The sequence below is a fragment of the Streptomyces sp. NPDC055140 genome (genome assembly GCF_053607285.1).
The window spans coordinates 21,754-46,585 of the sequence record NZ_JBSGTG010000025.1 but is presented as its reverse complement, the minus strand read 5'-3'; the positions used below and the strand labels follow the sequence as shown (position 1 = coordinate 46,585).

Below are 24,832 nucleotides of genomic sequence, written 5' to 3'. Positions count from 1 at the left end.
GCCCGCCCTTCTCAGATGACGTCGAGCACTTCGGCCACCGGTCGCCGTGGGCTCGCGTGGCCCTCGGGGCCGTAGCCGAGCCTGAGCACCATCTGTACGTGGGCCATGGCGGAAAGGGGGTCACGGGCCGCCCATCGGGTTTCCGGCCACTCCAGGGGCTGAGAGGTCATCGCGGCGACGAGGCCGTCCATGGTCGCCTGCAGCAGGACACGCTGCAGTGCCTGCCCCGCGCGCAGCCAGTCCGTAGGTCCGTCGTGATCCGTACCCAGCAGGGCCACGTGTGGATTCTTCTCGAAGGATGCCCAGCCACGTTGTGGCATCGGACGGCCGGCGGTGAAGTCCCGCACCGGCGCTGTGGTCCCGAGCTGGCTGGGGCCGAAAGCCTCGGCGGGGACGCCGTCGGCCGCCTCGGCGGGATCGACCGCTTCTGTGCGAGTCCACCGCACCGTTTCACTGCGCAATTCTGGGTCATGTGCTTCCCGGCCCTCGGCGTCACGCACCAACTCCGCGATCTCCTGCACGTGCCAGGCGCTGGGGAACAGCAACTGTGCACCCTCAGCGCGGGCTGCCTCGAATATTCGCTCCCTCACGGCGGCAGGGATTTCAACGTCACGGTACGGAACGCGGCTGGAGTGCCGGCGGTGGATCGCCGGGCGCAGGCGGGCGAGAGCCGTGTCAGGGCGTGCGGTACCGCTCAGCTGCACCTCGGCGAGAAGGTCCATGTCGTCCGGGTCGGGGAGCAACCGGACGACTGGCTCCAGCCCCGCCGAAGCGGCGGCCACACGCAGATTGAGCAGCGCTGCGCCGCACCCGAGATGAAGGCCTCGCTTCTCCGGGTCGGTCCGTGGCAAGGTGCGCGCCAGGTCGGCGTACAGGTGCAGGACGCCGGTGCTGCGAACGTAACGGAACGCCCAGGGCTGTGCGTTGTGCAGCGAGGGCGCCGCACAGGCGTCCGCTACGAGCGTCGTGACAGTGTTCGTATCAATGGTTTGCGCAGTCACGGTGGCTCCCCTTCCATGCCGGGCGCCCGACCGCAGCCGGGAGACTGCCGCCCCAGCTGATCACCGGGCGAGCACCTCGGTCCGCATCCCGCTTCCAGCTTGTGCCCCGCGTGCCGCAGTGTGGCAGGGCCGTACGGGCCGGACTAGGGCCCAAGCGGCCTTCCCACTCACTTGCGTGAGCGGCCTTCATGACGGTCCGGTGGGCTCATCCAAGGCAACACGACCAGGAACGGCCTGCGTTCACTCGGTCCGGACATGGTCGTGGGCCGCCTGAGGTGTGACGGGAGCCGACGGCACGTCGGTGACCGTGTCCATGGCGACCGGCTCACGTGTCAGGTGCCGGACATAGGCATCCGGCCCGGGAAAATAGAGGCTCACTCGTCCATCCTGTGCCCAGCGCACGTCGTAGGGCGGGCTGCCGTCGCGGTGGTGAACGCCGACGACTTCGCCGTCCCGCGTGACAACGCCGGCCGTGGTGCCGCGCACGACGATCTCATCCCCAGCACGGGCGTACACGGAGGCGCGACTCGGCGCCGGTTCGGTCCTTGGCGCCGCACGGTGGCTTTCCCGCGTGGAGGCGGGTGTGGTCATTGCCTCTTCGACCCCTCGATGCGGCGGCGCGGTGACGCCCGTCGAGAGAATCCTGGCCTCGATGTCCGAGCGGACCCTCGTGGTCAGTTCCTCCAGCGCTGGGGACCGGTCCGCGCGCACCGGTTCGGGGTCGTGGATCCGCCGCGCCGACGGCGGCAGCGCGTCGGTGTCCCCGCGGAACCGTTCGCGCGCGTCCTGCCAGCGGTCCGGCGGCCCTGTTCGCCTCCCGTCACGCATCACCGTGCGCAGCAGTGGCCGTGCCGAGTCCGGCGGTTCCTCCCATGACAGAGCGACGACGTCCGGGTGCCCCACGCGCCGGTAGACCTGTTTACGGCCCGGGGCCGTGACCTTCGCCGAGGACAACTTCATCACGGGGCGGCCGTCGTACTCGACGAGCTTGTACGCGCAGTCCAGGTACGGGGCGTCCGCGGCGACGCCGACGCGGGTGCCCACGGCGAACACGTCGATCGGGGCACCCGCGTCCACGAGTCGGGCCACGCCGTACTCGTCGAGTCCGCCACTGGCCACGATGCGCACGTCGGGCAGTCCGGCATCGTCCAGGATGGCTCGTGACCGGCGCGAGAGGGAGTCGAGGTCGCCGCTGTCCAGGCGGATCGCGCAGCCGGGGCCGCGCCGGAGGTCGCGCAGGACACGGGCCGCGACGCCCACGCCCACCTCGGTGTCGTAGGTGTCCACGAGGAAGGTGAGGGGGCCGGGGTGGCAGCGCGCGAAGGCGCGGAACGCCTCTTCTTCACCGGCGAAAGTCTCGATGTAGGAGTGCGCCATGGTCCCTGAAGCCGGGATGCCGAGGGCTGTGGCCGCGGCCACATTGCTGGTTCCCGCAAAGCCGACCATGGCTCCGAGACGGGCTGCCTGCGTGCCCGCCCAAGGACCGTGCGTCCGGCGCAGAGAGAAGTCCACCACTGGCCGTCCGGCGGCCGCCAGGACGCAGCGCGCCGCTTTGGACGCCACCACCGTCTGATGGCAGATCTGGTTCAGCAGGTACGTCTCGACGAGCTGGGCCTGCGGCAGCGGCGCGGTCACTTCCAGCAACGGCTCACCGGCGAACACCACATTCCCCTCCGGAACAGCGCGCGCGTCGCCCTTGAAGGCGAGTCCGAGGAGAGGTTCGAGGTCACGGACCGGGCGATGCAGCGCGGCCGCGAACTCCTCGACGTCCGAGCGTTCGACGTGGTATTCGGAGAGGAAGTCCAGGGTGGGTTCAAGGCCCGCGGAGACCAGGAAGCCGCGGCCGGGTGGGAGGTCTCGGACGAAGAGGCTGAAGGTGGCCGGGGCCCGCATGTCCTCGCGTAGGTAGGACAGGGCCATGGTCACTTCGTAGAGATCGGTGGTGGTGACGTCGGACATGGTGATCGCCGCCGGGATGTCGTGGTCCCCTTCCCACCAGTCTGGTCGCGGAAGCGCGGGAGAGAAGGGACTTCCGGGCCCCGGGCTTGGGCTGTTCGGCCTCAGCGCGGGGGGGACCGGTCGCGGTGCACTGGAGGTGTCGGCCGATGCGACGAGCACCGAGGAGGTAGAGCGATGGCCACACTGACACGCAAGCAAAAGTTCCAGTTCCCGGAAATGCCGGACTGGTTCGAGACCATTCCCGGCAAGTTCACGATGCCCGCGGTCCGTATCGAGGACTACATGGATGACGACCGCTACGTCATGCGTGCCGAACTGCCAGGGATGTCCCCCGAAGACATCGATGTTGTGATCAGTGACGGGGTGCTGACGGTCCGGGCCGAACGCATCGAACGAGACGTGGACAAGAACCACAGCGAGATCCGGTACGGCGAGTTGAGCCGCAGCCTGACACTGCCGTCCGGCGCTGATGAGGACGACGTCAAGGCCGACTACACCAACGGCCTGCTCACCGTCAGCGTGGGCCTGGGTGCCGAGAAGCCAGAGGCCCGGCACGTCGAGATCCGGCATGGCACCTGACGTGACGTGTCCACGAAGCGACAGCGGGCCCTTGAGAGTCCGCTGTCGCTTCGTGTTCCCACTGTCAACTTTCAGAGGAGCCAGCACCTGCCGGGGCCAGCATGTGCCGGGCCGGGCGCGGGGAGCCCCACCTACTCCGCGGTCTCGCGCGCGAGGTCGAACCGCACGTCGACGACTCCTTCGACGGACCGGACCAGGCGTGCGGCCACGGGGACCATGGCGGTGTCGTGAATACGGCCCGTCAGGGTGGCCACTCCGTCATGCACCTCCACCTGAAGTGTCGAGGCCGGGGGCGGGAAGAGGTAGGACACGATCTCGCGCCGGATCTCATCGGCGATCTTGTCGTCCCCGCGCAGGAAGACCTTGAGCAGGTCGGTACGGCTGACGACACCTGCCAGCAGACCTACCTCGTCCACCACGGGCAGCCTCTTGACCCCCTCCTGCGCCATGGTGCGCGAGGCCTGGGCGAGCGTGGCGTCGGCCCGGATCGTGACGGCGGGGGAGGACATCAGGTCATCTGCGGCGAGGGCGTCGGCTTTCGCCACGTCGACCGGCTGACGCAGCTGCAGGTAGGCCGCGTCAGGGTTGTCCCTGAGTTCCTCCTTGGGCAGCAGGTCGGCCTCGGAGACCACGCCGACCACTCGTCCCTCACCCTCGATCACAGGGAGGGCACTGATCTGCCAGTCCTGCATCAGCTGCACGATCTCCTTGAACGGGGCCCGCCGCCCGACCGCGGCGACCGTGTGCGTCATGACATCGCTGACGATGTGCGGGGTGCCTTCCATGATGACTCCGTAAGGTCTGGGTCAGTCCTGCCGATTCCAGCCTGTGCCGGTGCGGGAGGGGTGGCCAGGGGCCACCTGGCCCCTCGGGCGGGCCGTACGGATTCCGGCCACCCGAGGGCAGGCAGGCCAGGGCCGGTCCGCCGTCATGGAAGTCGGGCACCTGCCGGAGCATGGCTGCGGCCTTGCCGTTCTTGCGTCGGCCGGCAGGTGTCCACGCCTGGCGCAGGGCCGGCGGTCCAGCGCGTCGGGCCCACTCGGCCCATGGCCCGGACGGGCTCGAGGCCGCAGCCTGAAAGCGTCCGAGACGGCACCCGAGCCCTGGAGGATGCCATGAACGGCACTCCGATCCTCGTGAACGACGTGATGACGGCCCGGGTCGTCGCACTTCGGACGGGCGCGGCCTTCAAGGACATCGTGAGGGCCATGCGCGAGTGGCGCGTCAGCGCCCTCCCGGTGCTGGACGACGCCGGACACGTGGTCGGCGTCGTCTCCGAGGCCGACCTGCTGCCCAAGGAGGAGTACAGCGGGGGAGATGTCGGCCGGTACGGGCAGGTGCAGGATCTCGCGGAGGTTCGCAAGGCGGACGCGGTGACTGCGGGCGAGCTGATGACCACGCCTGCCGTCATCGTGGCGCCGGACGCCACCCTCGCCCATGCCGCCCGTGTCATGGCGCGCAACAGGGTCAAACGGCTGCCGGTGGTCGGCTGTGACGGGACACTGAACGGCATCGTCAGCCGCTCCGACCTGCTGAAGATCTTCCTGCGGGACGACGAGGCCATCGGCGAGGAGGTCCGGCGGGATGTCGTCGTACGGCTCTTCGGCACACATACCGCAGCGATCCGGTCCGACGTCCACGACGGTGTTGTCACCCTTGCCGGCCGGGTCCACGAAACTGCCCTCATCCCGCTCGCCACCCGCCTCGCACGGGCCGTGCCGGGTGTGGTGGACGTGCGTTGCGCGCTGGTCGGCAGGCCCCGCCACCCGGACCTCGACCCCGACCTGCCGGATACCGACCTACCGGGCGCGGGCCGGGCCGTCACGCCCTGAGGCCGGCCGTCAGCACATGACCGTCAGCACACGACAAGGTGTCTCGCCCCGCGGTCGGCTCTGTCGTCCGGGCGGGCGGCGTGACATGAGTGGCTGATGAAGTTACGCGCTCGCGCGCAGCTTCAGGTCCCCGCACAGCTTCATGTCCCGTCGTCGGTGGTGAGCCGGCAGTCCAGTCCGACGATGCCTTCGACACCTCGCACCAGGCGTGCGGCGAGCGGAATGCGGGTCGCGTCCTGCACCCTCCCGGTCAGGGTCGCGACGCCGCCGACCACCGTGACGTGCACGGGCTCGACGGGGGCCGGGAACAGGACGTCGAGGACGTCGCGCCGTATCTCGTCGGCGAGGTCGTTGTCCGGGCGCAGGAACACCTTCAGCAGGTCGCCTCGGCTGACGACTCCTTCGAGCACACCCTCGGCGTTCACGACGGGCAGCCGCTTGACGTGCCGGAGCGCCATGATGCGCGCCGCCTCGGCGAGTGTGGCGTCGGCGTGGACGGTGACGGCCGGAGCGCTCATCAGCTCCTCGGCGCACACCGCACCGGCCTTGGCCATGTCGGCCAGGCGGTGCAGCTGGGTGAACCGGTCCGGATCGCTGTCCCGGAACTCCTCCTTGGGCAGCAGGTCGGCCTCGGACACCACTCCGATCACCCGGCCGTCGCCCTCCAGCACGGGAACGGCACTGACCTTCCACTGCTCCATGCGTTCGACGAGGTCCTTGAACTGGGCCTTGCGGCCGACAGCGATGACGGCGCGCGTCATCACGTCATCCACATGGTGAGGGCTGGTGTCCATGTTCTCCTCCTCGGAACGGCGGCGATGCCGGGTCACGGCAGTCATTCGGGACCGCCACTGCCGTGAGGGGCGTAGAGGTCGAGCAGCCGGATTCGGGAGGCATGCAGCCTGTCGGCGACCACGAGCCCGACCCAGACTGCGATCACCCGGCCGAACTCGGGGTCCTCGGAGCACGCCGCCCGCACGGCCTCGGCGTCGAACTCCCAGGTCCGCACCGGGCTCATCGCCTCGGCTCCCAGATGCCAGATGTACGGCGGGAAGTGCCAGGACCAGCCGACGAGTTCGCCGTGCCCGAGTGTCTCGATGACGGCGGGCCGGCGGTCGGGCACGCGCAGGTCCAGGGCTACGGTGCCGGTCCGCACGATCCAGAATCGGTCGGCGCGCTTTCCCTCCTCGAACATGCGGGCCCCGGCCTCGAAGGAAACCTCACGGGCGAACTGCATCAGCCGTTCGCGGTGCCCGGCGGGCAGCGCCGCGTTCATCGTCGTGGCGGTGGTCATCGCACCGGCTCCCTTCATCGCTCCTGCTCCCAGCGTGGGCGTGCCGGGCACCCGGCACCACGGGCCGCACGGGCCCGACGGGGGGTCTTTCGGCCCCGGTGCACATCCACGGCCCACCGACGGGACGCGCGAGGAGTTGGGTCACCCGGCGCACACAGGAGGGCGGGGGGCGGACTGGTTGTATGGGTGCCGTAGATGCCGTCGAACCGAGCGGGCTGACCGAGTGGTACGCGGCTGTGGTCGACGGCGGCATCGCTGCGCTTCATCAGCCCGTTCCACTACTACACGCCGGGTGACGTGCTGGCCCAGGGACATGTGCTGTGGCCGCAGTTGGGGGTGCTCGTCGGCGTCGGATTGCTCGGGCTGCTTGCGGCGTACACCTTGCTGATGAGGCGGGATCAGGCCCCTCAACTCGACCGTGCGGCGGGCGGCCTGGAGGAGCGAAGCGGAGGGCTGGAAGGGGACCGCAGGGGGTGTCGTCAGGTCCACAGCACAGGAAGCGCGGCCGTCACGTTCCGGGGGTATGGGCCGATCGGTCCCTCTTCGGTACGGCCCACTCGGCCCCTTCGGCCTGACCCCCTCGGCACTGCGGCCAGGGCACCGCGCGGCGTGATCGTGGAATCCGGACACCGCTCGGGGTTCCGCTCGCGAAGAGGTGAAGACGATGCTTCGCATTCGGATCCAGGCCCGGCCGAAGCGGCTCCACCGGCCTGCGCCGCTGGACCTGCGCACCCCGTCCGGCCACCCACTGCCTTACTGAGCACGCCATCACCTCACGTACGACGGAGGACGTCATGGCCACCACTCGATGCGTCATCCCGTTCGCGGAACTCGGCCGTCAGGACGTCGGCCGTGTGGGCTGAAGCGATACGGCGCGGATCTGATGAGCCCGGCCTCCCCTCGAAAGCCACGGGTGGAAGTGTCGTCCGGCGGCTGAGGAACACGCCATGCCACGGACGATGCTGCCGCCGAGGGCAGGGAGGCGACGTACCGTTCGGCGCCGCCCCCACCACATCGGTGCCGAGCTCGCCGGCCTCCACGGGGCGACTTGGCCAGGCACAGGCCGGAGGGACGACATGGTCGACGCTCATCCGGAGAATGGACCGCTGCGAAGGCTGCTCGGTCGCCGATCCGGCGAGCTACGGCACGCCGCCGACCGGACGCGCGGCGGCTGGTTCGTAGCCTTCGCGCTCTCAACGTGCATCGCCGTACTCTGCGCCATCGCGATCGGGGTCGCGGTCTGGCACACCGAAACGCATGCGGCTCACACGGAGGCCCTGCACCGGCACCGGGTCTCGGCGACGACGCTCGCTGAGGCTCACCGCACACTCCCCTTGCGGTTCGACAGCACCGAGGCGGCGACAGCTCGGGCCGCCTGGGCATATCCCGCCTCACAACGGCACACCGCCACGGTCCTGGTCCCGGCCGGTACGCCGGTGGGCGGGAAGGTTCTGGTCCGGGTCGATGACGCGGGCAGGGAGGCGCCGGCTCCGCGTTCGGAAGGGGATATCGCGTTCAGCGCCATTGCCACCGGGACCGCTGCATTCGGGGTTCTCCTCCTCTCTGCCGCCGGAGTCATCTGGTTCAGGCTCCGCCGTGTCGAAGCGCGCAGGCTGGCCGAATGGGACCGCGAGTGGCAGCTCGTGGAGCCAGGTTGGTCCGGCAGGCTGCGCAGGCAACGGGGAGCAGATGATGACTGAGGCCGTCACCAGCCCCAGGGACGCTGCCCGGGAACCGCTCCTGGCCCCGGATCCTCTTGAGCCCTTGCCGCTGCTACGGCGGGAGCTCGGCACGGGGTCGCGTGGGCTGTCGGCCCGCGAGGCGGCCCGCCGCCTCGCCGTATACGGGCCCAACGAGGTTCGCCGCAAGGCCCGCACCTCCTTGTGGCGTGAACTTGGTCGACAACTGGCCCACCCCTTGGCCCTGCTGCTCTGGGCGGCGGCCACGCTGGCGTTCGTGGCGGGCATTCCCGTGCTCGGGTGGGCCATTGTCGCTGTGATTCTCGTCAACGCGGCGTTCGCGCTCCTTCAGGAACGGCAGGCCGAGCAGGCGGTGGAGACTCTGGCCACATACCTGCCTGAGCATGCTCTGGTGGTGCGCGACGGGCGGCCCTCGGCGGTGGAGGGAAGAGCACTGGTTCCGGGCGATCTGGTCGTCCTCGAGGAGGGTGCCAAGGTTCCTGCCGATGCGCGACTGACCGAGGGAGGCATCGAGGTGGACCTGTCGATGCTGACCGGCGAGTCCGCACCGGCCGAACGCATCGTCGGCCCCGGACTGATCGGGGCGCCGTTCCTGCAGGAACCCAACCTCGTGTTCAGCGGCACCATCTGCACCGGGGGCCAGGCCCAGGCGATCGTCTTCGCCACCGGAAACCATACGGAGCTCGGTCGCATCGCCGCACTGAGCCAGCACACCCGGCGCGACTCCAGCCCTCTGGAACAGCAGGTCAAGAAGGTCGCATGGCTCATCGCCGCCGTCGCGGTAGCCATGGGCGGTGTGTTCCTCGTGGCCGGTGTAGCGGTGGGCCTGCCGTTGACCGGCACTCTCATGTTCGCGATAGGCCTGCTTGTCGCCAACGTCCCGGAAGGGCTTCTGCCGACCATCACCCTCGCACTCGCCGTCGGCGTACGTGTACTCGCCCGGCAAGGCGCGGTGATCAAACGCCTGAGCGCCGTCGAAACCCTCGGCTCCACCAACGTCATCTGCACGGACAAGACCGGAACCCTCACCCAGAACCGCATGAGGCTCCAAGCCGTGTGGACGCCGGAGCACGGAAGAGAGCCCGGCCCCTGGACCGGAGACACGGTGCGGACCAGCGCACTGTGCACGACGGTCACCGAAGACGAAGACGGCGATCTTCACGGCGACCCGACGGAGATCGCTCTGGTCGAAGGCGCCGCCGCACACGACGCTCCCGTCGACCTCGGCGACCGTGACGCCGGACGCCGCGCTCTCTTCCGCTTCGACCCCCGGCTGCGTCTGATGTCCGTCGTCCACGCCGATGCCGCGTATGGTCCGCGCGTCATCGTCAAGGGTGCGCCGGAGACTGTGATGCAGACGCTGGAAGGAAGTTCGGAGTCCGCGGCAGCCGCGACGGAGGCACTCGCTCGCGAAGGAATGCGCGTCCTGGCGGTCGCCGCTCGGACACTGCCGGACGGCGACGCGGTGCCGAGCCGCCGCGAGGACGCGGAGACCGGGTTGCGCCTGCTCGGGCTCGTCGGCCTGTACGACCCACCACGTCAAGAGGTTGCCGCCGCCGTCCGGCGCTGCCACGAGGCCGGACTGCGCGTGCACATCGTCACCGGTGACAACGGCGCCACCGCCGCAGCCGTCGCCCGCGAAGTCGGCATCGGCCTGCCCCGTCTGCACGTGGTGGCACAGTCCGAGTCGATCGCCGACCACGAACTCGACGAACTCCTCGCCTCGGCCGACACCGAAGTGGTCTTCGCCCGCTCCTCACCCGAGACCAAGCTGAAGGTGGCCGACGCCCTGCGCGCCCACGGCCAGATCGTCGCGATGACCGGGGACGGGGTCAACGACGCCCCTGCCCTGCACCGTGCCCACATCGGCGTGGCGATGGGCCTCTCCGGCACGGACGTCGCGCGAGAAGCCTCCACCATGGTGCTGACCGACGACAACTTCGCCACCATCGTCACCGCGATCGAATCCGGCCGCCGCGTCTACGACAACGTACGCAAGTTCATCGTCTACATCTTCGCCCACCTCACGCCCGAGGTCGTGCCCTTCCTGGTCTTCGCGCTGTCGGCCGGCGCTGTTCCCCTACCGCTGACCGTCCTCCAGATCCTCGCCATCGACCTCGGCACCGAGACCCTCCCCGCCCTCGCTCTCGGCCGCGAACGAGCCGAGCCGGGCACCATGAGCCGTCCGCCCCGCCCGAGTTCGCAAGGAGTCATCTCCCGCGACATGCTCGTCCGCAGCTGGTGCTACCTCGGTACCGTGTCCGCGGTCCTGGTGATGGGCGCGTTCTTCTACGTGCTGTGGCGCGCCGGGTGGCAGCCGGGCGCCCCCACCGGCGCAGGCGACCCCGTGCATCACGCGTACATCACCGCCACCACGGCCACGTTCGCCGGAATCGTCACCTGCCAGGTCGGCACAGCGGTGGCAGCCCGCACCGACCACGCGGCCCTGCGCGAGATCGGCCTGTTCACCAACCCCCTGCTCCTGGCCGGCATCGCCTTCGAACTCGCCTTCACCGCAGCACTCGTGTACGCGCCGCCAATGCAAGGCCTGTTCGGCACCGCCGCTCTGCCGCTCGATGTCGTCGCCCTCATCGCCACCTTCCCCTTCCTCGTCTGGGGCACCGACGAACTGCGGCGGTGGGTGCGGCGCGCTGATCACCGCACGAAGCCCTGACACACCTACCGGAGGCACGTCATGTCACACGCTGCCGAGTGGAAGGTCCGGCTCTACCTCTTCGAGGAGGACCGGACGACGAAGGCCCGTCTGGAAGTGGACACCGGCACGAACAAGCTCACCGGTCACGGCACTGCACGCTGCGCGCCTCAGGACGACGACGTACCGGAGATCGGAGACGAACTTGCCGCTGCACGGGCCATGGAGAACCTGGGAGAGCAGCTGAAGCGAACGGCCTATGGAGATATGAAAGCCGTCGGGGCGCCGGCGCATCAGGAATCCCTCAAGCCGTACGCGGGCTGGCTGGACATGGAGGGCTCGTAGCCGACCGGGCTGAGGCAAGTGCCGGGCTTCTGGGCGTCCTGATCCCTCACCGGTAAGCAGGCAGCAGCGCCCAGTGCCCGCGGTGGCGAACTGTCCGCGGGGCAGCTGTTGGTGTGCGACGACGGCGACAGGTGCCCGGGTGTGGTGGAGGACCGCGTGAGTGATCGGGCCGATGTGCGCGCCGACCGAAGACCGGCGAATGCGTCGGCCGACGACGACCAGTCCCGCTTCGGCCCCCGCCTCCACGAGTTGCCAGGCGGCATGTCCGACCATCGCACGTGCTACGACGCGGACTTCGGGGTACTTCTCACGCCAGGGCTTCAACATCTCGTCCAGACCGCCCTGCGCGCTCATCTCGAGTTGTGCATGGACTCTCGGGTCGTACGCGGCTCCGTACCCCACCAGCGGAGTGGGCGGGAGGCGCTCGGCAGCACGGGGCTCAGCTCCTCAGGTCTCTACGGTGTCGTCGACGGCGTAGCCGAGCAGTTGCTGTACCGAGACCACGCCGTCCACGGTGCGGCAGAGCCTTTCGATGACCGGGATCAGGCTCTTGAACTGGACTGTCCCGCGGAGTTCGACGCGACCGTCGGCCACCTCGACGGCGATGGCGGCAGGGCCCAGTCGCAGGGTGCGGTCGAGGATGTCCACCATGATCTCGTGGCGGATCGCGTCGTCGTCACGAAGGAAGATACGCAACAGGTCGCGTCGGCTGACGATGCCGACCAGCGTGTCCGTCCCGTCGACGACGAGGAGGCGTTTCACGCCCTGCGCCTCCATCAGCCTGGCGGCTTCGGCGACGGTCCAGTCCGGTCCGGCGCATATCGGGGGAGCGGACATCAGCTCCTCGGCACGCTGCGCTGCTGCCTTGTCCTCCTGCAACGCTTCCCGTTCGGGCAGCGACCGGAAGTAGTCGCCCTGGCCTGCGGACTTCTGGAGTAGGTCCCCTTCCGAGATCAGGCCGAGGGGATGCCCCGCGGAGTCTACGACCGGGACTGCCGACACCTGGTGTTCGGTGAGTGCCTGCACGGTGTCCTTGAAGGCGGCGTTCTGGGGGACGGTGATGACCTCCCGGGTCATCAGCTCGCTCACTTTTCGATGCCTCACGGTCGTCTCCTACCGCTTGGTGGCCGTCGGCGAGCCGACCGGCATGTCGTCCCGCTCGTAGCCGAGCCGATTGATCACTTCCACCACCCCGTCGACGCTGTGGCACAGCCGCATGACGATGGGGATGAACATGCGCCGTTCCACCGTGCCGCTGAGGGTCACCACGCCATCGTTGACCTCGACGGACAGTGCCGAAGGGCTGAGCTGGAGTGTTCGTGTCAGTACGTCTTCGACTATCTCTTCCCGGATCGACTGGTCACGGCGCAGGTAGAGCTGCACGAGGTCGCTGCGGCTCAGGACCCCGATGAGCCGGCCGGCGGCGTCCACCACGGGCAGGCGCTTGACCGAGTGTCTGCCCATGACACGCGCCGCACGGACGACGCTCCACTCGGGTGCGGCGGTGATGGCCGGACTGGTCATGATGTCTGCCGCGGCGGTCGTGCCGCTCCCGGCAACACGTCTGTAGAGCAAGTCAGCCTCTGAGACGACACCCACAGGCCGTTCGGACTCGTCCACGACGGGCACGGCGGTGATGTCGAACTCGTCGAGGAGCCGGGCGATCTCCTTGAACGGGGTGCCGCGCCGGACACTGACGGCCGTCGGGGCCATCAGGTCGGCGACGGTGCGGTGCCTCATCGTCGTCCTCCTAGGGGACTTCGACGTCGGACTGTGCGGTGACGTCGACAATCCCCAGAACCGTGCGTGTGACACGCCTCAGCAGGTCCCTCAGGGGGCGCACGTCGGGGACGGAGTCCTTCAGGTGGATGATCCCCTCCGCAGCGTGGACGTGCACCTGGTCCATGACTCCTCCTGGAATATCGGTCCTACGTTCGAGCCTGGGTGTCGCAGGGTCTCCTGAGGTAGGGCCGTCCGGGGTTCACCGGGGGCTGACCGGTCCCGAGTGGACAGGGCCCCGGCGGTCACAGTGGGTGATGAATCCGGCGAGGCGGTCCCTTTCGTCCTGCGACAGGCGATCCACGATCTGCCGGTCCTCACGAGAGGCAAAGGTGCGAACAGTCTGAATCTGTCACCGGCCGGACCTTCCTTCAGGCGTGGGGCAACGCTTCGCAAGAAATGGGACCTTTGGCCCCCAGCAGGCCCCTGAGAGGCCCTCTTGTTGCGGTGGTCCGTAGTGCCAGCCTGAGAGTGGGGGCGCTTGGCGGTTCTCTGAGGAGGAAGCATGGATGGCGCCACGAGCAGCCCGGAACTCGGCTCCGTGATAGTCGGGGTCGACGGCTCCAAGCTGGCCCGCCAGGTAGCGCTGTGGGCAGCGGCCGAGGCCGCGCGCCGCGAACGCCCCCTCCACATCGTGTATGGGGCCGATACGGACACCCGGGCCATTTTCTTCTCGGTGGAGAGTCTTGAGCGCGTCCGGCAGGCGGGCCGCGAACTGCTGGATTCCACGGCTGCGGCGGTGAAGGAACAGTTTCCCGGCCTGCGGGTCGACACAGAGTTCAGCCGCAGCGCTCCGGTTCCGAGCCTCCACCGGTCCGCGGGACTGCACGGCACGATCGTGGTGGGCAGCCGAGGCGCCGGCGGATTCAGCACACTCATGCTCGGCTCGGTCGGGTTGAAGGTTGCGGCGGGTGCGAAGACGCCCGTCATCGTCGTCAGAGGCATCGACAACGGTGCCGAATCGGGGGTGGTGCTCGCTGCCGTCCGTGATGAACACGACCTCGACACCGCGCGCTACGCCGCCCGTGAGGCCGAGCTTCGCAAGGGCTCGCTGCGGCTGTTGCACGTGTGGAGCATCCTGCAGTCCGCCGGGAGTGCCGTGACCTTTCTCGACGACGTGAAGGAGATCGCGGGCGAGCACGTCCATCATCTGAACGCCGTGGCGGATCAGATCCGCGAGGAGTCCCCGGACCTCACTGTCCAGGTGGACGCCGAGAAGAGCACGTCCGTCGGTGCTGCCCTGGTGGAGGCCTCGCACCATGCGGACCTGCTGGTCATGGGCGGTCGGCGGTCGCCCAGCTACCTCGGACCCACACTCGGACGGGCAACGCACAGCCTGCTCCACCATGCGCACTGCCCCGTGCAGCTCATTGCGCGCCACAAAGATGACGAGCACAGGAGTGAGTCGTGATGGGCGAGGGCGCACGCGATGAGATCGCCGTCGGCATCGACCCGGCCCGGGACTGGCGCCTGCCCCTTGCCTGGGCGGTGGACGAGGCCCGACGGCGCCGGTACGGGCTGCGACTCGTCGCTGCCGTACTCCCGCAGCACAGCACGCACCACGTCGACGACACCCCCCACGTCGTGGCCCTGCGACAGGCCGCCTCGGATGCCCTCAACGCTGCCGCCGCTTGGAGCAGGGAGCGTCACGCGGAAGTCGAACCGGCCGCGGAGCTGGTCGAGGGGCTTCCGGTGCAGGTGATGGGCCGACTGTCCAGGCAGGCCCGCATGATCGTCCTCGGTTCGCGTCACTTGGGCCGCACAGCTGAGTTCTTCAGCGCGGGTTCTCTCGTGGTCCCCGTCACGGCGCAGGCACAGTGTCCGGTCGTCGTCGTGGGCGACGCCGAGCACGTGACACAGCAGCCGTCCTACCTGGTGATGGGTATCGACGGGAGCGAATCGTCGAAGGCGGCGCTGGGTCTGGCGCTCGAGGAGGCCGACCTCCGAGGAGCTGAGCTGCGTGCCATTTCCGTGTGGCAGCCGCCGGTCCTGCTTCGCCACGACGAGGAGGCGGCCCGGCAAGCCCAACGACGGATGCTGTCGGAGGCGACAGCCGGATGGTCGCAGAAGTACCCGGACGTCGTGCTGCGGCACGAAGTGCTGGCCGGGCATCCGGTCGAGGAGCTCGCCGGTGCCGCCGAGCACGCACTCGCCCTGGTCGTGGGTCGGCGCGGTAGGGGTGGGTACACCGGTATGCGTCTCGGATCGGTCGTTCATGGGTTGCTGCACCGGGCCCACTGTCCGGTGATCACGGTTCCCGTCGTGTGAGGACCGCCATGACGACGTCCGCCGCTCAGCAGGCGCCCGCTCCCGCGGGATCTCGCAGAGGCCTGACGGTCGCGGAGGCTGCGCGCAGGCTGGTGGAGTACGGCCGCAACGAGGTGGCGGCCGCCAGGGCTGTCCCGCTGTATGCCAGAGTGCTCACGCAATTGCGGGATGCGCTGATCCTTGTGTTGCTGGGCGCCGTCGTGCTGACCCTCGCGGTCGGCGACCACGCCGATGCGGTGGTCATCGCGCTGGTGATCGTCGTGAACACCGCGGTCGGTGTCGCGCAGGAGGTCCGGGCCGACAATGCCGTGGCCGCGCTGTCGGCCCTGTCCGCCCCCAACGCCCGGGTGCTCCGTGACTTCGCCCCGGGGGAGGTTCCCGCCGCAGAAGTTGTGCCTGGCGACGTATTGGTCCTCGGCGAAGGCGACATCGTCGCCGCCGACGCCGAACTTGCCGAAGCCTCCGCCCTGTTGGTCGACGAGTCCATGCTCACAGGTGAGTCGGTGCCCGTGGACAAGGACTCCGGCGCCCGGCTCAGCGCGGGGACCGTCGTCGCACGGGGGCGAGGCGTGGCAACCGTGACGGCCACGGGAACGGCCAGCGCCCTCGGCCGCATCGCCGCCGAGCTCGACGGCAGGCGGGAGCCGACTCCCTTGCAGCGCCGTCTCGGTGCCCTCGGCCGTGTCCTCGCCGCCGTCACCCTGGGTCTCTGTCTGGTCGTGTTCGGGCTCGGCCTTGTCCGAGGAGTGCCGGTCGCCACGATGGCGGTAACTGCGATCAGCCTCGCCGTGGCGGCCGTACCGGAATCACTTCCGGCGGTGGTCACCCTGGCCCTCGCGTTGGGAGCGCGGCGGATGGCGGACCGGCACGCCCTGGTGAGGCGGCTTCCGGCCGTGGAGACATTGGGCTCGGTGACGGTGCTGGCCACCGACAAGACCGGCACCCTCACCGAGGGACGCATGGTGGTCCAGCACGTATGGACGCCACGCTGCACGTTCGACTTCTACGGTGTCGGCTACGAGCCGGAAGGCGACATCCGGATTGAAGGCAAGCGCCCGACTTCCGACGAACTCGAGTTTGCGCGTGAACTGTTGACCGTGACGGCCCTCTGTAATGACGCCGGGCTGCGCCCACCCCAGGATTCCGCGGACAAGAACCTTTGGACCGCGGTCGGTGACCCCATGGAAGCCGCGCTCCTGGCTGCGGCTGCCAAAGCGGGGTGTGCGGACCGAGCCCGTCTTGTGCGTGAGCGCCCGCGAACGGATGAGTCGCCCTTCGACAGCATGCGTCAGCGGATGAGTACCCTGCACACGACACCGTCGGGCCAGGTACTCGTGTGCCTGAAAGGCGCGCCGGAAGTGGTGCTGCAAACGACTGTTCTCGCAGACACCACAGATCTGCTCCGCGGCGCCCGGCAGGAAGCGACATCGCTTGCCGCCCAGGGATACAGAGTGCTGGCCGTCGCCTCGGGAACACGGGACGACCTGCCGCGACGCCCGGCCGAAGCGGAATCCGGCCTGCGTCTGCTCGGCCTCGTAGCGATCAGCGACCCGCCCAAGCCGCACGCGACCGCCACCCTCGCCGCCTGCCGTGAGGCAGGCGTCACACCTGTGCTCATCACAGGAGACCACCCCGCCACGGCCCGGGCGATCGCGAAGCGTGTCGGCCTGCTCCACGAAGACCACGCGCACGAGCACGTCGTCACCGGCCCGGATGTAGCCGCCGGTCGGGTCGCCGACCTCACCGCGGTCAGGGTGTTCGCGCGTACGACCCCACAGCAGAAGCTCGCCATCGTCGAGGCCTGGCGATCGCGCGGCGAGATCACCGCGATGACCGGTGACGGAGTCAACGACGGTCCAGCCCTCAGGCAGGCCGACATCGGCGTTGCCATGGGCCGGCGCGGTACCGAGGTCGCGCGACAGGCCGCCGACCTCGTGCTCACCGATGACGAACTCGCCACCGTCGTCGCGGCCGTGGAGGAAGGCAGGCGCGTCTACGACAACATCCGCCGATTCCTCGTCTACGGACTGGCGGGCGGCACAGCGGAAATTCTCGTGATGCTGGCCGGCCCTCTGCTGGGACTCACCCTGCCGCTGCGGGCAGGGCAGATCTTGTGGATCAACCTCCTCACCCACGGACTGACCGGTGTGGCCATGGGAGCCGAACCGGTGGTGCCCGGTGCCATGCACAGGCCCCCACGGCCGCCTGGTCAGCAGATCCTCGGCGGCGGAGCCTGGCATCGGATGCTCTTCCTTGCGGCAGTGGTCGCCGCGTCGAGCCTCGGGGCCGGCGTCGTGGCCCGGCACTGGGGCCTGCCCTGGCAGAGCGTGCTCTTCCTCGCTCTCCTGGCGAGCCAGCTCGGTGTCGTGCTGGGTCTGCGTACGCGTCTGCTGACTCGGCAGAATCTCTTCCTGCCGATGTCGGTGCTCGCTTCGGTCCTGCTCGCCGGGGCCGCGCTCTACATACCGTTCCTGCGATCGGTGCTGGAAACCGAGCCCCTCGGCTGGGCCGGCGTCGTTCTCGCTGCAGTCGCCGCCGTCACCGGATGTGCAGCGGCCCGACTCTCGCGAGTGGTTTTGCGGACTCCGCCGCGCAGATAGTCAGGGGTGTTCCAGCGTCCCGAACTCCGCCTATCGCGGCGGCTGCTGCCGCGGTAGCCGCGTTCCTGGATCTCGCGGAAGAGCCGGCCGCTGTTGCATCCCTCCCGCCAGCGTGTGTTGGGGGACTCGACTCACGACTGCAGTGGCGAGTGACGCCGTGGCGTGGGGGAGACCGTGCGGCAGCTGGTGGAAGAACGGTGGGAGATCGAGCCGGAGAACCTGTCTCACATCTCGCCGTACCTGACCGACCACATTAATCGGTTCGGCGAGTACTCAACGCACCAGCTCGGCATCCAGCCCGGGGCGTGCGACCTGAAAAAGGACCATGGATAAGGGGCGCGGAACCGGCAGAAGGAGGCGACCGACGCTGAAAGCAGTCTGTCGGGTCTCCGGCGTGTGCCTTGATGTCACATACGCACGTACTCCTCGCTTTCCTCAGCGAAGTCCTGCAGTGCCTGGTCGGTGAGTGTGGGACGGGTCTGGGCGATGGCCTGCAGGTAGTCCTCCGTGCCGATCGGGATGCCTTTCCCCTCGGCGACTTCGCGTTCGAAGGCGGTCTGGGCACCCTTACGAGCGGCGAACTCGATATCGGCGGGCGTGAACATTGCGCTTGCCTCCACCAAACGGTGCAGGTCGACATGGGTGGCGGCGGGCCCGAGGTAGCGTCGCCAGACCGCCGAACGGGCCTTTGGATCCGGCGGGCCGATGGGGATGACGTAGTCGAAACGGCCAGGCCGAAGGAACGCCGGGTCGAGGGAGCGGACGGAGTTCGTGGCGCAGATCAGGAGGCGGTCGTCGTGGTCACGGAAGCCGGGGATCAGCTTGAGCAGTTCGTTGGTGACGCCGTGACTGGGGTCGACAGCCGTACCGGACCGGACGGAGGCGATCTCCTCGACCTCGTCGATGAAGAGCACCACCGTCTCCAGCTCGGCCAGTTCGGTGAATGCCTCCCGCAGCGAGGTCGCCAGTCCTCCCTCCTGGAACGACGCAAGCCGTGAGGGGAAGAGCTCCACGAAAGGCCACTGCAGCCGCGAGGCGACCGCTCGGGCGAAGCTGGTCTTGCCGGTGCCCGGAGGCCCGAAGAGGATGACCGCCTTCGGCGGCCTCACTCCGTACTGCTCGGCCAGCACGGGCTGGGCCAGCGGCAGCACGATCCGCCGCTCGATGGCTTCTTTCTCCCGTTCCATTCCCGCGAGGCTGTCCCACAGGCCCCCGGGAAGCATCCTTCCCCCGAGTTCCGCGAGGAGGCCTGCGTCGCTCGCGCCGAGGTGCTCGACCTTCTGGTAGAAGACGAGCCCGGACCGGGGGCGGTAGCCGGCGTTCTCCAAGGCGGCGGTTCCCGTCGCCCCCAGTGTGAGGAGCGCGCCGATCCGGCGGACTCCCTGTGACCGCAGGCGCCGCTCAAGCTCGGCGATCAAGGAGCTCCCGATGCCGCGGTTACGCCACGTCGCGGCCAGGGCCACCACGGTGATCCAGCCCCGCTCGCCGTAGGCCTGCGCCACGGCGACGCCCACCAGCTCGTCTCCGACCACCGCCACCACGGCCGGTCCTCCGGCCCTGGCCGTGGTCACGACCTCTGACACGGGGAAAACGGCAGGTGCCTCGTCCGCCTGCTGGTTCTGGTCCCAGATCTGGATGGCGCGGTCCAGGTCGTCATCGTGAAAGTCCCGCAATCGCCACGTCGGCATCGCCACCACCTCCGCGAAGGGGCCACTGCCGCTCTGCAGGGCAGAGGGCGTGGTGCTCTTGGCAACAGATCCTTGCTTCATTCTCCGCGTGCGTACCACCCATGCGCGCGTCGAACGATCCGGCATGGGGAGCTGACAAAGATCGCCGGGCCGCCGCGGCAGCATCACGGGGTCGCACAGACCGGCACGACGTGACGCATGGCCGTCATATGTGACGGCCATCACTGGCTTCGTTGATCTCTTGGAGCGGCGTTTGTAGGTGAGTTTGGGCGGCATTTCTTGATCTTGAGGCGCTGAGATGTCGATGAGAGTTTTGACGGCGCGTGGAGCCAGGAGCTGCTGGCTGTGTCGCCAGCCCCGGGCTTCTGCTCCTGGTTTCAGCCGGTAGCGATCTCGCAGTGTGAGCCTGTCTCCTCGGCTCGCGCTTTTGGGCAAGCTGGACGCTATGACTATGGGGTTCAGCGGTGACGTTGCCGAGTACTACGCGAAGTTCAGGCGTGGTTATCCACCTCAGGTGCTCGATGCGCTGCAAACAGCCTTCGCGCTGACCACCGACGACCTGGTGCTCGACCTCAGGTGTGGCACGGGCCAGCTGACCATCCCGCTCGCCCGGCGGGTCCGCTCGGTCATCGGTATGGATCCTGAGCCGGACATGCTCCGCCTCGCGAGGGAAGGAGCCTCAAGACAGGGAGTACAGAACACGACGTGGGTCCTGGGCGCCGACACCGATGTTCCCGCGTTCGGAGACCTGCTGGGGCAGCGGTCGTTGGCGATGGCGGTCATCGGACAGGCACTCCATTGGATGCAGCACGAGGAGCTCTTCCGTGCTCTGTCGCCCCTGGTCCGCTCCGGAGGTGGTGTCGCCGTGGTCGCCAACGGGACACCCCTGTGGCTGCAGGACAGTGATTGGTCACGCTCACTGCGGGCCTGCCTGGAAGGCTATTTCGGCACGAAGCTGAAGGCGTCCTGCGGCACCGGTGCATCAGACCGGCTTCGTTATGCGCAGGCACTGGAGGCGGCCGGTTTCGAAGGGGTGCGGGAGATCGTGATCGAATACAGCGACAAGCTGAGCTTCGACCAGCTCATCGGCGGGGTCTACTCTGCTATCCCCGCAGATGAGCTGCCCGAAGGGGACGACCGGCCGGCGTTCGCAGAGGGAATCCGGCAGGGGCTCCCGCCGGATCAGTACTTCACTGAAGACGTCGCAGTCTCCGTGCTCGTGGGTCGGATGAGGTAGTCAGCCAACCGACGCTTCGGCTCGTGCCCGGGTGCTGGCAAGGCGGTAGGAGTCGGTGCCCGTTTCGATGATGGTGCCGTTGAAGGTGGGACGGTCGACGACTTGCCGCGCAGAGGCGGCGGTCGGTGAAGGTCTTGGTCCAGCCATCTGGGGCTGGCACGGATGGCGCCCAAGACCAGGGAGGCTTGCGATGCCGTCGAGCGTGCCTGCCTTCGCTGAGCTACTGGGCCGCTGCCAGCGGTCCGCCATGCATCTGGAGATGCGGGACTCCTATGCGAGTACGGAGCGCTTCGAGGCACGGCGGTTTGGTCGAAGCTGGCGAGAACGGGCCTAGCGCCTTCGCCGCAGGTGAGCGGCATTCGCACGGTTGATGTGCGCCGACAGGGGCACTCTGCTGCAGATGTTGGTCGAGTAGTCAGCAGTGGTGACCTGGCCCAGGATGAAAGGTGAACATGTCCCTGTCCGAGCTGCCCCCGCATGAGATGCCCATGACGATACGGCCACGCATTCGGCCAGCGTTTGAGGCCAAAGGGCCCAGGCTAGTGACGCCGCCCGGGGTGTACGCACCCCAGTACGACACCAACCTGCTGACGCGGGCCCTGCAGAGCGAGCCCATAAGCGGGCAGACCGACATGCTGGACCTGGGTACCGGCTCGGGCGTACTGGCGGTGATCGCCGCTCGGATGGGCGCCCGGGTCACCGCCGTCGACATCTCCTGGCGCGCCGTGTGGACAGCACGCCTGAACGCCAGCCTCAACCGCGTTTCCATCACGGTCCGGCATGGTGATCTGAGCATGGCATGCAATGCCAACGCCTTCGATCTGGTCGTCAGCAACCCACCGTATGTGCCCGCGCCCGCGGCGCAACTGCCGGTACGCGGCGTTACCCGGGCCTGGGACGGGGGTATGGACGGTCGCAGTCTGGTGAACCGGGTCTGCGACTCGGCGCAACGGGCCCTGCGCCCTGGCGGTCGGCTGCTGATGGTGCACTCCGAGATATGCGGTTCCGCTGAGAGCATCGGCCGGCTTACAGACCTTGGTATGAGAGCCGCTGTGATCGACAAGGCGCAGGTGCCGTTCGGCCCCGTCCTGCAGGAGTGTCGAGCATGGCTGTGTGCGCAGGGGCTCCTAGAGGAGGAGACGGCGACAGAAGGACTGGTGGTCATTCGTGCCGAACAACCCTGAGCGCCCGCGCCGGGTCAGTATCGCGCCCGAGGGGCCCCTCCTGGTGGAAGGGCCGGTGGAGGTCGTCGACGACGAAGGCGTGGTGCACGTGTCACGGCGCTTCCAGGTCGCGATCTGTATCTGCAGACGAAGCCGCACCTTCCCCTGGTGCGACACCAGTCACCGCCGACGCGGCAAGCCCGCGGATGCGGCGAGCACCGCGACGGCGGAGCGTTCGGACAACGAGGAGGAGGACAAGCCGTGACCGTCCTTGCGGAGTCCCGTTCACTGGAGCCCGAACTGCCCGCTCCCCGGGGTCCGTTGTCCGTCCGGGTGATCAGCGCCCTGCAGGACCCCGGCCTCGACGTCATCGCACACGACGGCACTGACAGCGCCGACCCGTACGGCGACGACCTCCACCTCGCCCTGTACGTGCTCTACGAACTCCACTACCAGGGGTTCCGGGGCGTGGCGGCCGAGCGGGAGTGGGATCCGCAGCTACTGGCCCTGCGCAGTGCTCTGGAGTACCGATTCCTGGACGCCCTGCGGGCCGACGCGCCCGTGCGGGCAGACGCCGAGCGGACACTGGCCGAGCTCCTCGTCGAGCCCGTCGGGCACGACGACGCCAGCCTGAGCGACCACCTGCAACGCGACGGTGAGTTGTGGCAGTTCAGGGAGTACGCCGCGATGCGTTCGCTCTACCACCTCAAGGAGGCGGACCCGCACGCCTGGGTCATTCCCCGGCTGCACGGCAGGGCGAAGGCCGCAATGGTTGCGGTTGAGTACGACGAATTCGGTGCCGGACGCACGGAGGACGTCCATGCCCGGCTGTTCGCCGGACTGATGGCGGACCTCGGCCTTGAGACCGCGTACGGCCACTATCTCGACGCGGCGCCCGCGGCCGCACTTGCCACCGTCAACCTCATGTCGCTCTTCGGCCTGCACCGCAGCCTGCGGGGTGCCCTGGTGGGTCACTTCGCCACCGTCGAGACCACGTCCTCGCCGGGCTCACGCCGACTCGCCCAGGCGTTGCGGCGGATGGAAGCCGGAGCGGCAGCCCAGCGGTTCTACGACGAGCACGTCGAGGCGGACGCCGTGCACGAGCAGGTCGTCCGACGCGACGTGGTCGGCGGCCTCCTCGAAGCCGAACCCGGCCTGGACGCGGACGTCGCCTTCGGCGTGCGGGCCACCAGCTTCCTCGAAGAGCGCCTGTCAACAGAGCTGTTGGACTCGTGGCGGCAGGGGCGCAGCGCCCTGCGTGAACCTCTGTCCTCGCACACCGCCTCCTGAGTACCCCGCAGCCTGCGGCCGGGGGATGCGGATGTTCCGTCACTCTGAAGGAGGTTGCAGAGCGCGCACTGAGTGCGGCGGACGTCAGCAGCGTCACGCGTGTGGGGACCCGGAGGGTCTGCGTATTCGGAAAGGGGCGTGGGGGTGTATTCAGCGTGTTGGTCACGTCGCACACCGGAGGCCGGTTCCGCTACACGCAATTCGAGCATGTGGGCAGCGACGAGAGATTGGTGCGTGCGATCAAGACGCATGACATGGAATGCTCGGCCCCACCGCGTGCCAGGTCCGTGATGTGCAGGCACGAATACGGAACAGTCGTGGACGATGTGCGGCGGCGCAGCTCGCCTTCGCTGATGGCATGGTGCTGTTTGCCTGGTCTGGCACCGCAGGCTGGGCTGGCGAAGTACGCCACAGTGCCGCAGCATTGTTCGTTCGCCATCAGCCCCCGTTATGTTCTTCGCGGTCCTGCAAGAGGACCGCTGGTCTCCGGACCCGGCATGGCTGTTCCCCCCTGTCGCCCGACCGATGGACCATCCGCCTGGAATGCCACCCCCGATAGTGGCGCCTAAACTGGAGTGGAAGTATATGCGAGAACGGAGCATTTGATGATCATTCTCGGAGTCATCCTGCTCGTCATCGGACTTCTGGCTGGAATCGGCATCCTGTGGACCATCGGGATAGTCCTGGTGATCATCGGTGTGGTCCTGTGGATCTTGGGAGCGGTTGGTCACGCTGTCGGTGGACGCCGTCATTACTGGTAGACGGTGTGACTCCGAATGCCCTTCACGTGCTCGTCCTTGTTTCCTTCGTACTTGCGCGCCAGGTGGGGTGTTCGCGCCGACGTCCGGTGCATTGACGCCGTGAAGGCGAGAGAGAGCTGCGCGGACATCGCGGCTCCATGAAGCGGTTCGCTGCGGATCCAGGGTCGCTCGCCGCGACGCGCAGTCGATCGCTGCGCAGGGGGTGATGCGCGAGGTGGTGCATCCTGCGGCTGCCTAGGACAGGCAGAAGGCGGCGTACTCGTGCCGCGACAGAGCGGGGAAGCGGCATTTTGAGCTCAAGGTCAACGGCTCGGGCCCTGAGGGGAGTTCAGTCCCTTCGGGGCCCGTTCAGTTTAGAAGTCAGGTGTGCTTCCGGATCTTTCCCTTCGTTTCCTCTGCCCCTCCGCGGACGGTCTGTTCGACTTCGCCAGCTGCCTGTTGGGCTTTACCCTTGACTCGATCGCCCGTGCCCTTCACTCGCAGCTCGTTGTCGCCTGTTGCCCGTCCGATCTTCTGCTTGGCCTTGCCCATGGTCTCCTGTGCTTTGCCGTGCAATTTCTTTCCTGCGCCAGCCACATGGATCAGCTCCTCGGCTGGGAAATGGTCCTTCTCTATTGTCAGGCAAGAACCAGGAAATGACGCCGGTAAATTCTTTCGTTGGCGGTCGGTGGGCAATTGACTAC

General features: G+C 68.3%; 23 protein-coding genes and 4 pseudogenes. 14 read left to right on the top strand and 13 right to left on the bottom strand.

What is annotated here, in order from left to right:
• Positions 1-11 precede the first annotated feature (11 nt).
• The 3 genes and pseudogenes from ACWFR4_RS35820 to ACWFR4_RS35810 all read right to left on the bottom strand — a co-directional run.
• Complete coding sequence (locus tag ACWFR4_RS35820) at positions 12-1,001, bottom strand: Acg family FMN-binding oxidoreductase (protein WP_453656070.1); 990 nt, start codon at positions 999-1,001, stop codon at positions 12-14.
• A gap of 240 nt (positions 1,002-1,241) precedes the next feature.
• Positions 1,242-1,592 carry a DUF1918 domain-containing protein gene (locus ACWFR4_RS35815; protein WP_453656114.1) on the bottom strand — a complete coding sequence of 117 codons (351 nt, stop codon included), beginning with the start codon at positions 1,590-1,592 and terminating at the stop codon, positions 1,242-1,244.
• Between the two features lie 44 nt (positions 1,593-1,636).
• Positions 1,637-2,960 (bottom strand): annotated as a pseudogene (locus ACWFR4_RS35810) (nicotinate phosphoribosyltransferase); the annotation flags it as partial.
• Positions 2,961-3,134: 174 nt separating this feature from the next.
• Between ACWFR4_RS35810 and ACWFR4_RS35805 the strand changes: the two are divergent.
• Positions 3,135-3,539, top strand: a complete 405-nt coding sequence (locus ACWFR4_RS35805; protein WP_453656069.1) for an Hsp20/alpha crystallin family protein — start codon at positions 3,135-3,137, stop codon at positions 3,537-3,539.
• Between the two features lie 131 nt (positions 3,540-3,670).
• Here ACWFR4_RS35805 and ACWFR4_RS35800 read toward each other — a convergent pair whose 3' ends face one another.
• Complete coding sequence (locus tag ACWFR4_RS35800) at positions 3,671-4,324, bottom strand: CBS domain-containing protein (RefSeq protein WP_453456013.1); 654 nt, start codon at positions 4,322-4,324, stop codon at positions 3,671-3,673.
• 330 nt (positions 4,325-4,654) lie between these two features.
• Here ACWFR4_RS35800 and ACWFR4_RS35795 point away from each other — a divergent pair, with 330 nt between their 5' ends.
• Entirely contained in the window at positions 4,655-5,371 is a 717-nt protein-coding gene (locus ACWFR4_RS35795; RefSeq protein WP_453656068.1) for a CBS domain-containing protein, read from the top strand.
• 140 nt (positions 5,372-5,511) lie between these two features.
• Here ACWFR4_RS35795 and ACWFR4_RS35790 read toward each other — a convergent pair whose 3' ends face one another.
• Both ACWFR4_RS35790 and ACWFR4_RS35785 read right to left on the bottom strand, forming a co-directional pair.
• A complete protein-coding gene (locus ACWFR4_RS35790) occupies positions 5,512-6,165 on the bottom strand; it encodes a CBS domain-containing protein (protein WP_453456007.1) in 654 nt (217 codons plus the stop codon).
• Positions 6,166-6,206: 41 nt separating this feature from the next.
• Positions 6,207-6,665 (bottom strand): cyclic nucleotide-binding domain-containing protein, encoded by a 459-nt coding sequence (locus ACWFR4_RS35785; protein WP_453456005.1) that lies wholly within the window; start codon positions 6,663-6,665, stop codon positions 6,207-6,209.
• A gap of 947 nt (positions 6,666-7,612) precedes the next feature.
• Here ACWFR4_RS35785 and ACWFR4_RS35780 point away from each other — a divergent pair.
• From ACWFR4_RS35780 to ACWFR4_RS35770, 3 genes are read left to right on the top strand one after another with little or no spacing between them, the layout of a single operon-like run.
• A complete protein-coding gene (locus ACWFR4_RS35780) occupies positions 7,613-8,365 on the top strand; it encodes an Rv1733c family protein (RefSeq protein ID WP_453656067.1) in 753 nt (250 codons plus the stop codon).
• Positions 8,358-11,039 carry a cation-translocating P-type ATPase gene (locus tag ACWFR4_RS35775; RefSeq protein ID WP_453656066.1) on the top strand — a complete coding sequence of 894 codons (2,682 nt, stop codon included), beginning with the start codon at positions 8,358-8,360 and terminating at the stop codon, positions 11,037-11,039. Before ACWFR4_RS35780 ends, ACWFR4_RS35775 begins: the two co-directional genes overlap by 8 nt.
• A 21-nt stretch (positions 11,040-11,060) precedes the next feature.
• On the top strand, positions 11,061-11,363 hold the full coding sequence (locus ACWFR4_RS35770; RefSeq protein WP_453455994.1) for a DUF1876 domain-containing protein: 303 nt from the start codon (positions 11,061-11,063) through the stop codon (positions 11,361-11,363).
• A gap of 129 nt (positions 11,364-11,492) precedes the next feature.
• Here ACWFR4_RS35770 and ACWFR4_RS35765 read toward each other — a convergent pair.
• The 4 genes and pseudogenes from ACWFR4_RS35765 to ACWFR4_RS35750 form a co-directional block, all read right to left on the bottom strand.
• Positions 11,493-11,717: pseudogene (locus tag ACWFR4_RS35765) on the bottom strand (universal stress protein); the annotation flags it as partial.
• A 93-nt stretch (positions 11,718-11,810) separates the two neighbouring features.
• Positions 11,811-12,467, bottom strand: a complete 657-nt coding sequence (locus tag ACWFR4_RS35760) for a CBS domain-containing protein (protein ID WP_453656065.1) — start codon at positions 12,465-12,467, stop codon at positions 11,811-11,813.
• 9 nt (positions 12,468-12,476) lie between these two features.
• On the bottom strand, positions 12,477-13,103 hold the full coding sequence (locus tag ACWFR4_RS35755; protein WP_453656064.1) for a CBS domain-containing protein: 627 nt from the start codon (positions 13,101-13,103) through the stop codon (positions 12,477-12,479).
• A gap of 10 nt (positions 13,104-13,113) precedes the next feature.
• Positions 13,114-13,269 carry a hypothetical protein gene (locus tag ACWFR4_RS35750; protein WP_453656063.1) on the bottom strand — a complete coding sequence of 52 codons (156 nt, stop codon included), beginning with the start codon at positions 13,267-13,269 and terminating at the stop codon, positions 13,114-13,116.
• 378 nt (positions 13,270-13,647) lie between these two features.
• Between ACWFR4_RS35750 and ACWFR4_RS35745 the strand changes: the two genes are divergently transcribed.
• From ACWFR4_RS35745 to ACWFR4_RS35735, 3 genes are read left to right on the top strand one after another with little or no spacing between them, the layout of a single operon-like run.
• Positions 13,648-14,553, top strand: a complete 906-nt coding sequence (locus tag ACWFR4_RS35745) for a universal stress protein (RefSeq protein ID WP_453656062.1) — start codon at positions 13,648-13,650, stop codon at positions 14,551-14,553.
• Positions 14,553-15,410: a universal stress protein gene (locus tag ACWFR4_RS35740; RefSeq protein WP_453656061.1), complete on the top strand. Its 858-nt coding sequence runs from the start codon at positions 14,553-14,555 to the stop codon at positions 15,408-15,410. Before ACWFR4_RS35745 ends, ACWFR4_RS35740 begins: the two co-directional genes overlap by 1 nt.
• Before the next feature lie 8 nt (positions 15,411-15,418).
• Positions 15,419-18,010 carry a cation-translocating P-type ATPase gene (locus tag ACWFR4_RS35735; RefSeq protein WP_453656060.1) on the top strand — a complete coding sequence of 864 codons (2,592 nt, stop codon included), beginning with the start codon at positions 15,419-15,421 and terminating at the stop codon, positions 18,008-18,010.
• A 407-nt stretch (positions 18,011-18,417) separates the two neighbouring features.
• On the opposite strand, the gene ACWFR4_RS35730 is transcribed toward ACWFR4_RS35735, so the two are convergent.
• Positions 18,418-19,698 carry an ATP-binding protein gene (locus tag ACWFR4_RS35730; RefSeq protein WP_453656113.1) on the bottom strand — a complete coding sequence of 427 codons (1,281 nt, stop codon included), beginning with the start codon at positions 19,696-19,698 and terminating at the stop codon, positions 18,418-18,420.
• Between the two features lie 445 nt (positions 19,699-20,143).
• On the opposite strand from ACWFR4_RS35730, the gene ACWFR4_RS35725 reads away from it, so the two are divergent.
• On the top strand, positions 20,144-20,935 hold the full coding sequence (locus ACWFR4_RS35725) for a class I SAM-dependent methyltransferase (protein ID WP_453656059.1): 792 nt from the start codon (positions 20,144-20,146) through the stop codon (positions 20,933-20,935).
• On the opposite strand, the pseudogene ACWFR4_RS35720 reads toward ACWFR4_RS35725, so the two are convergent.
• Positions 20,936-21,080 (bottom strand): annotated as a pseudogene (locus ACWFR4_RS35720) (IS21-like element helper ATPase IstB); the annotation flags it as partial.
• A 45-nt stretch (positions 21,081-21,125) separates the two neighbouring features.
• On the opposite strand from ACWFR4_RS35720, the pseudogene ACWFR4_RS35715 reads away from it, so the two are divergent.
• From ACWFR4_RS35715 to ACWFR4_RS35695, 5 genes and pseudogenes are all read left to right on the top strand, one after another.
• Positions 21,126-21,263: pseudogene (locus tag ACWFR4_RS35715) on the top strand (DUF6879 family protein); the annotation flags it as partial.
• Positions 21,264-21,423: 160 nt separating this feature from the next.
• A complete protein-coding gene (locus tag ACWFR4_RS35710) occupies positions 21,424-22,119 on the top strand; it encodes a HemK2/MTQ2 family protein methyltransferase (RefSeq protein ID WP_453456112.1) in 696 nt (231 codons plus the stop codon).
• Positions 22,103-22,363: a CDGSH iron-sulfur domain-containing protein gene (locus ACWFR4_RS35705; protein ID WP_453455967.1), complete on the top strand. Its 261-nt coding sequence runs from the start codon at positions 22,103-22,105 to the stop codon at positions 22,361-22,363. The genes ACWFR4_RS35710 and ACWFR4_RS35705 overlap by 17 nt, the downstream gene beginning before the upstream one ends.
• Positions 22,360-23,388, top strand: a complete 1,029-nt coding sequence (locus tag ACWFR4_RS35700; protein ID WP_453656058.1) for an iron-containing redox enzyme family protein — start codon at positions 22,360-22,362, stop codon at positions 23,386-23,388. Before ACWFR4_RS35705 ends, ACWFR4_RS35700 begins: the two co-directional genes overlap by 4 nt.
• A 605-nt stretch (positions 23,389-23,993) precedes the next feature.
• The gene (locus tag ACWFR4_RS35695) at positions 23,994-24,149 is read left to right on the top strand and encodes a DUF6131 family protein (protein WP_453455962.1); all 156 of its coding nucleotides are present in this window, start codon (positions 23,994-23,996) and stop codon (positions 24,147-24,149) included.
• A 360-nt stretch (positions 24,150-24,509) separates the two neighbouring features.
• On the opposite strand, the gene ACWFR4_RS35690 is transcribed toward ACWFR4_RS35695, so the two are convergent.
• Complete coding sequence (locus ACWFR4_RS35690) at positions 24,510-24,824, bottom strand: CsbD family protein (RefSeq protein ID WP_453455960.1); 315 nt, start codon at positions 24,822-24,824, stop codon at positions 24,510-24,512.
• Between the last annotated feature and the right edge of the window lie 8 nt (positions 24,825-24,832).

Excerpts from the sequence above, each read along its gene's own strand:
- ACWFR4_RS35695 (WP_453455962.1), top strand. The coding sequence starts at position 23,994 with ATGATCATTCTCGGAGTCATCCTGCTCGTCATCGGACTTCTGGCTGGA.
- ACWFR4_RS35790 (WP_453456007.1), bottom strand. The coding sequence starts at position 6,165 with ATGGACACCAGCCCTCACCATGTGGATGACGTGATGACGCGCGCCGTC.
- ACWFR4_RS35780 (WP_453656067.1), top strand. The coding sequence starts at position 7,613 with ATGCCACGGACGATGCTGCCGCCGAGGGCAGGGAGGCGACGTACCGTT.
- ACWFR4_RS35785 (WP_453456005.1), bottom strand. The coding sequence starts at position 6,665 with ATGACCACCGCCACGACGATGAACGCGGCGCTGCCCGCCGGGCACCGC.
- ACWFR4_RS35800 (WP_453456013.1), bottom strand. The coding sequence starts at position 4,324 with ATGGAAGGCACCCCGCACATCGTCAGCGATGTCATGACGCACACGGTC.
- ACWFR4_RS35805 (WP_453656069.1), top strand. The coding sequence starts at position 3,135 with ATGGCCACACTGACACGCAAGCAAAAGTTCCAGTTCCCGGAAATGCCG.
- ACWFR4_RS35795 (WP_453656068.1), top strand. The coding sequence starts at position 4,655 with ATGAACGGCACTCCGATCCTCGTGAACGACGTGATGACGGCCCGGGTC.
- ACWFR4_RS35730 (WP_453656113.1), bottom strand. The coding sequence starts at position 19,698 with ATGCCGACGTGGCGATTGCGGGACTTTCACGATGACGACCTGGACCGC.
- ACWFR4_RS35775 (WP_453656066.1), top strand. The coding sequence starts at position 8,358 with ATGACTGAGGCCGTCACCAGCCCCAGGGACGCTGCCCGGGAACCGCTC.
- ACWFR4_RS35735 (WP_453656060.1), top strand. The coding sequence starts at position 15,419 with ATGACGACGTCCGCCGCTCAGCAGGCGCCCGCTCCCGCGGGATCTCGC.
- ACWFR4_RS35745 (WP_453656062.1), top strand. The coding sequence starts at position 13,648 with ATGGATGGCGCCACGAGCAGCCCGGAACTCGGCTCCGTGATAGTCGGG.
- ACWFR4_RS35740 (WP_453656061.1), top strand. The coding sequence starts at position 14,553 with ATGGGCGAGGGCGCACGCGATGAGATCGCCGTCGGCATCGACCCGGCC.
- ACWFR4_RS35725 (WP_453656059.1), top strand. The coding sequence starts at position 20,144 with ATGACTATGGGGTTCAGCGGTGACGTTGCCGAGTACTACGCGAAGTTC.
- ACWFR4_RS35755 (WP_453656064.1), bottom strand. The coding sequence starts at position 13,103 with ATGAGGCACCGCACCGTCGCCGACCTGATGGCCCCGACGGCCGTCAGT.
- ACWFR4_RS35770 (WP_453455994.1), top strand. The coding sequence starts at position 11,061 with ATGTCACACGCTGCCGAGTGGAAGGTCCGGCTCTACCTCTTCGAGGAG.
- ACWFR4_RS35815 (WP_453656114.1), bottom strand. The coding sequence starts at position 1,592 with ATGACCACACCCGCCTCCACGCGGGAAAGCCACCGTGCGGCGCCAAGG.
- ACWFR4_RS35710 (WP_453456112.1), top strand. The coding sequence starts at position 21,424 with ATGACGATACGGCCACGCATTCGGCCAGCGTTTGAGGCCAAAGGGCCC.
- ACWFR4_RS35750 (WP_453656063.1), bottom strand. The coding sequence starts at position 13,269 with ATGGACCAGGTGCACGTCCACGCTGCGGAGGGGATCATCCACCTGAAG.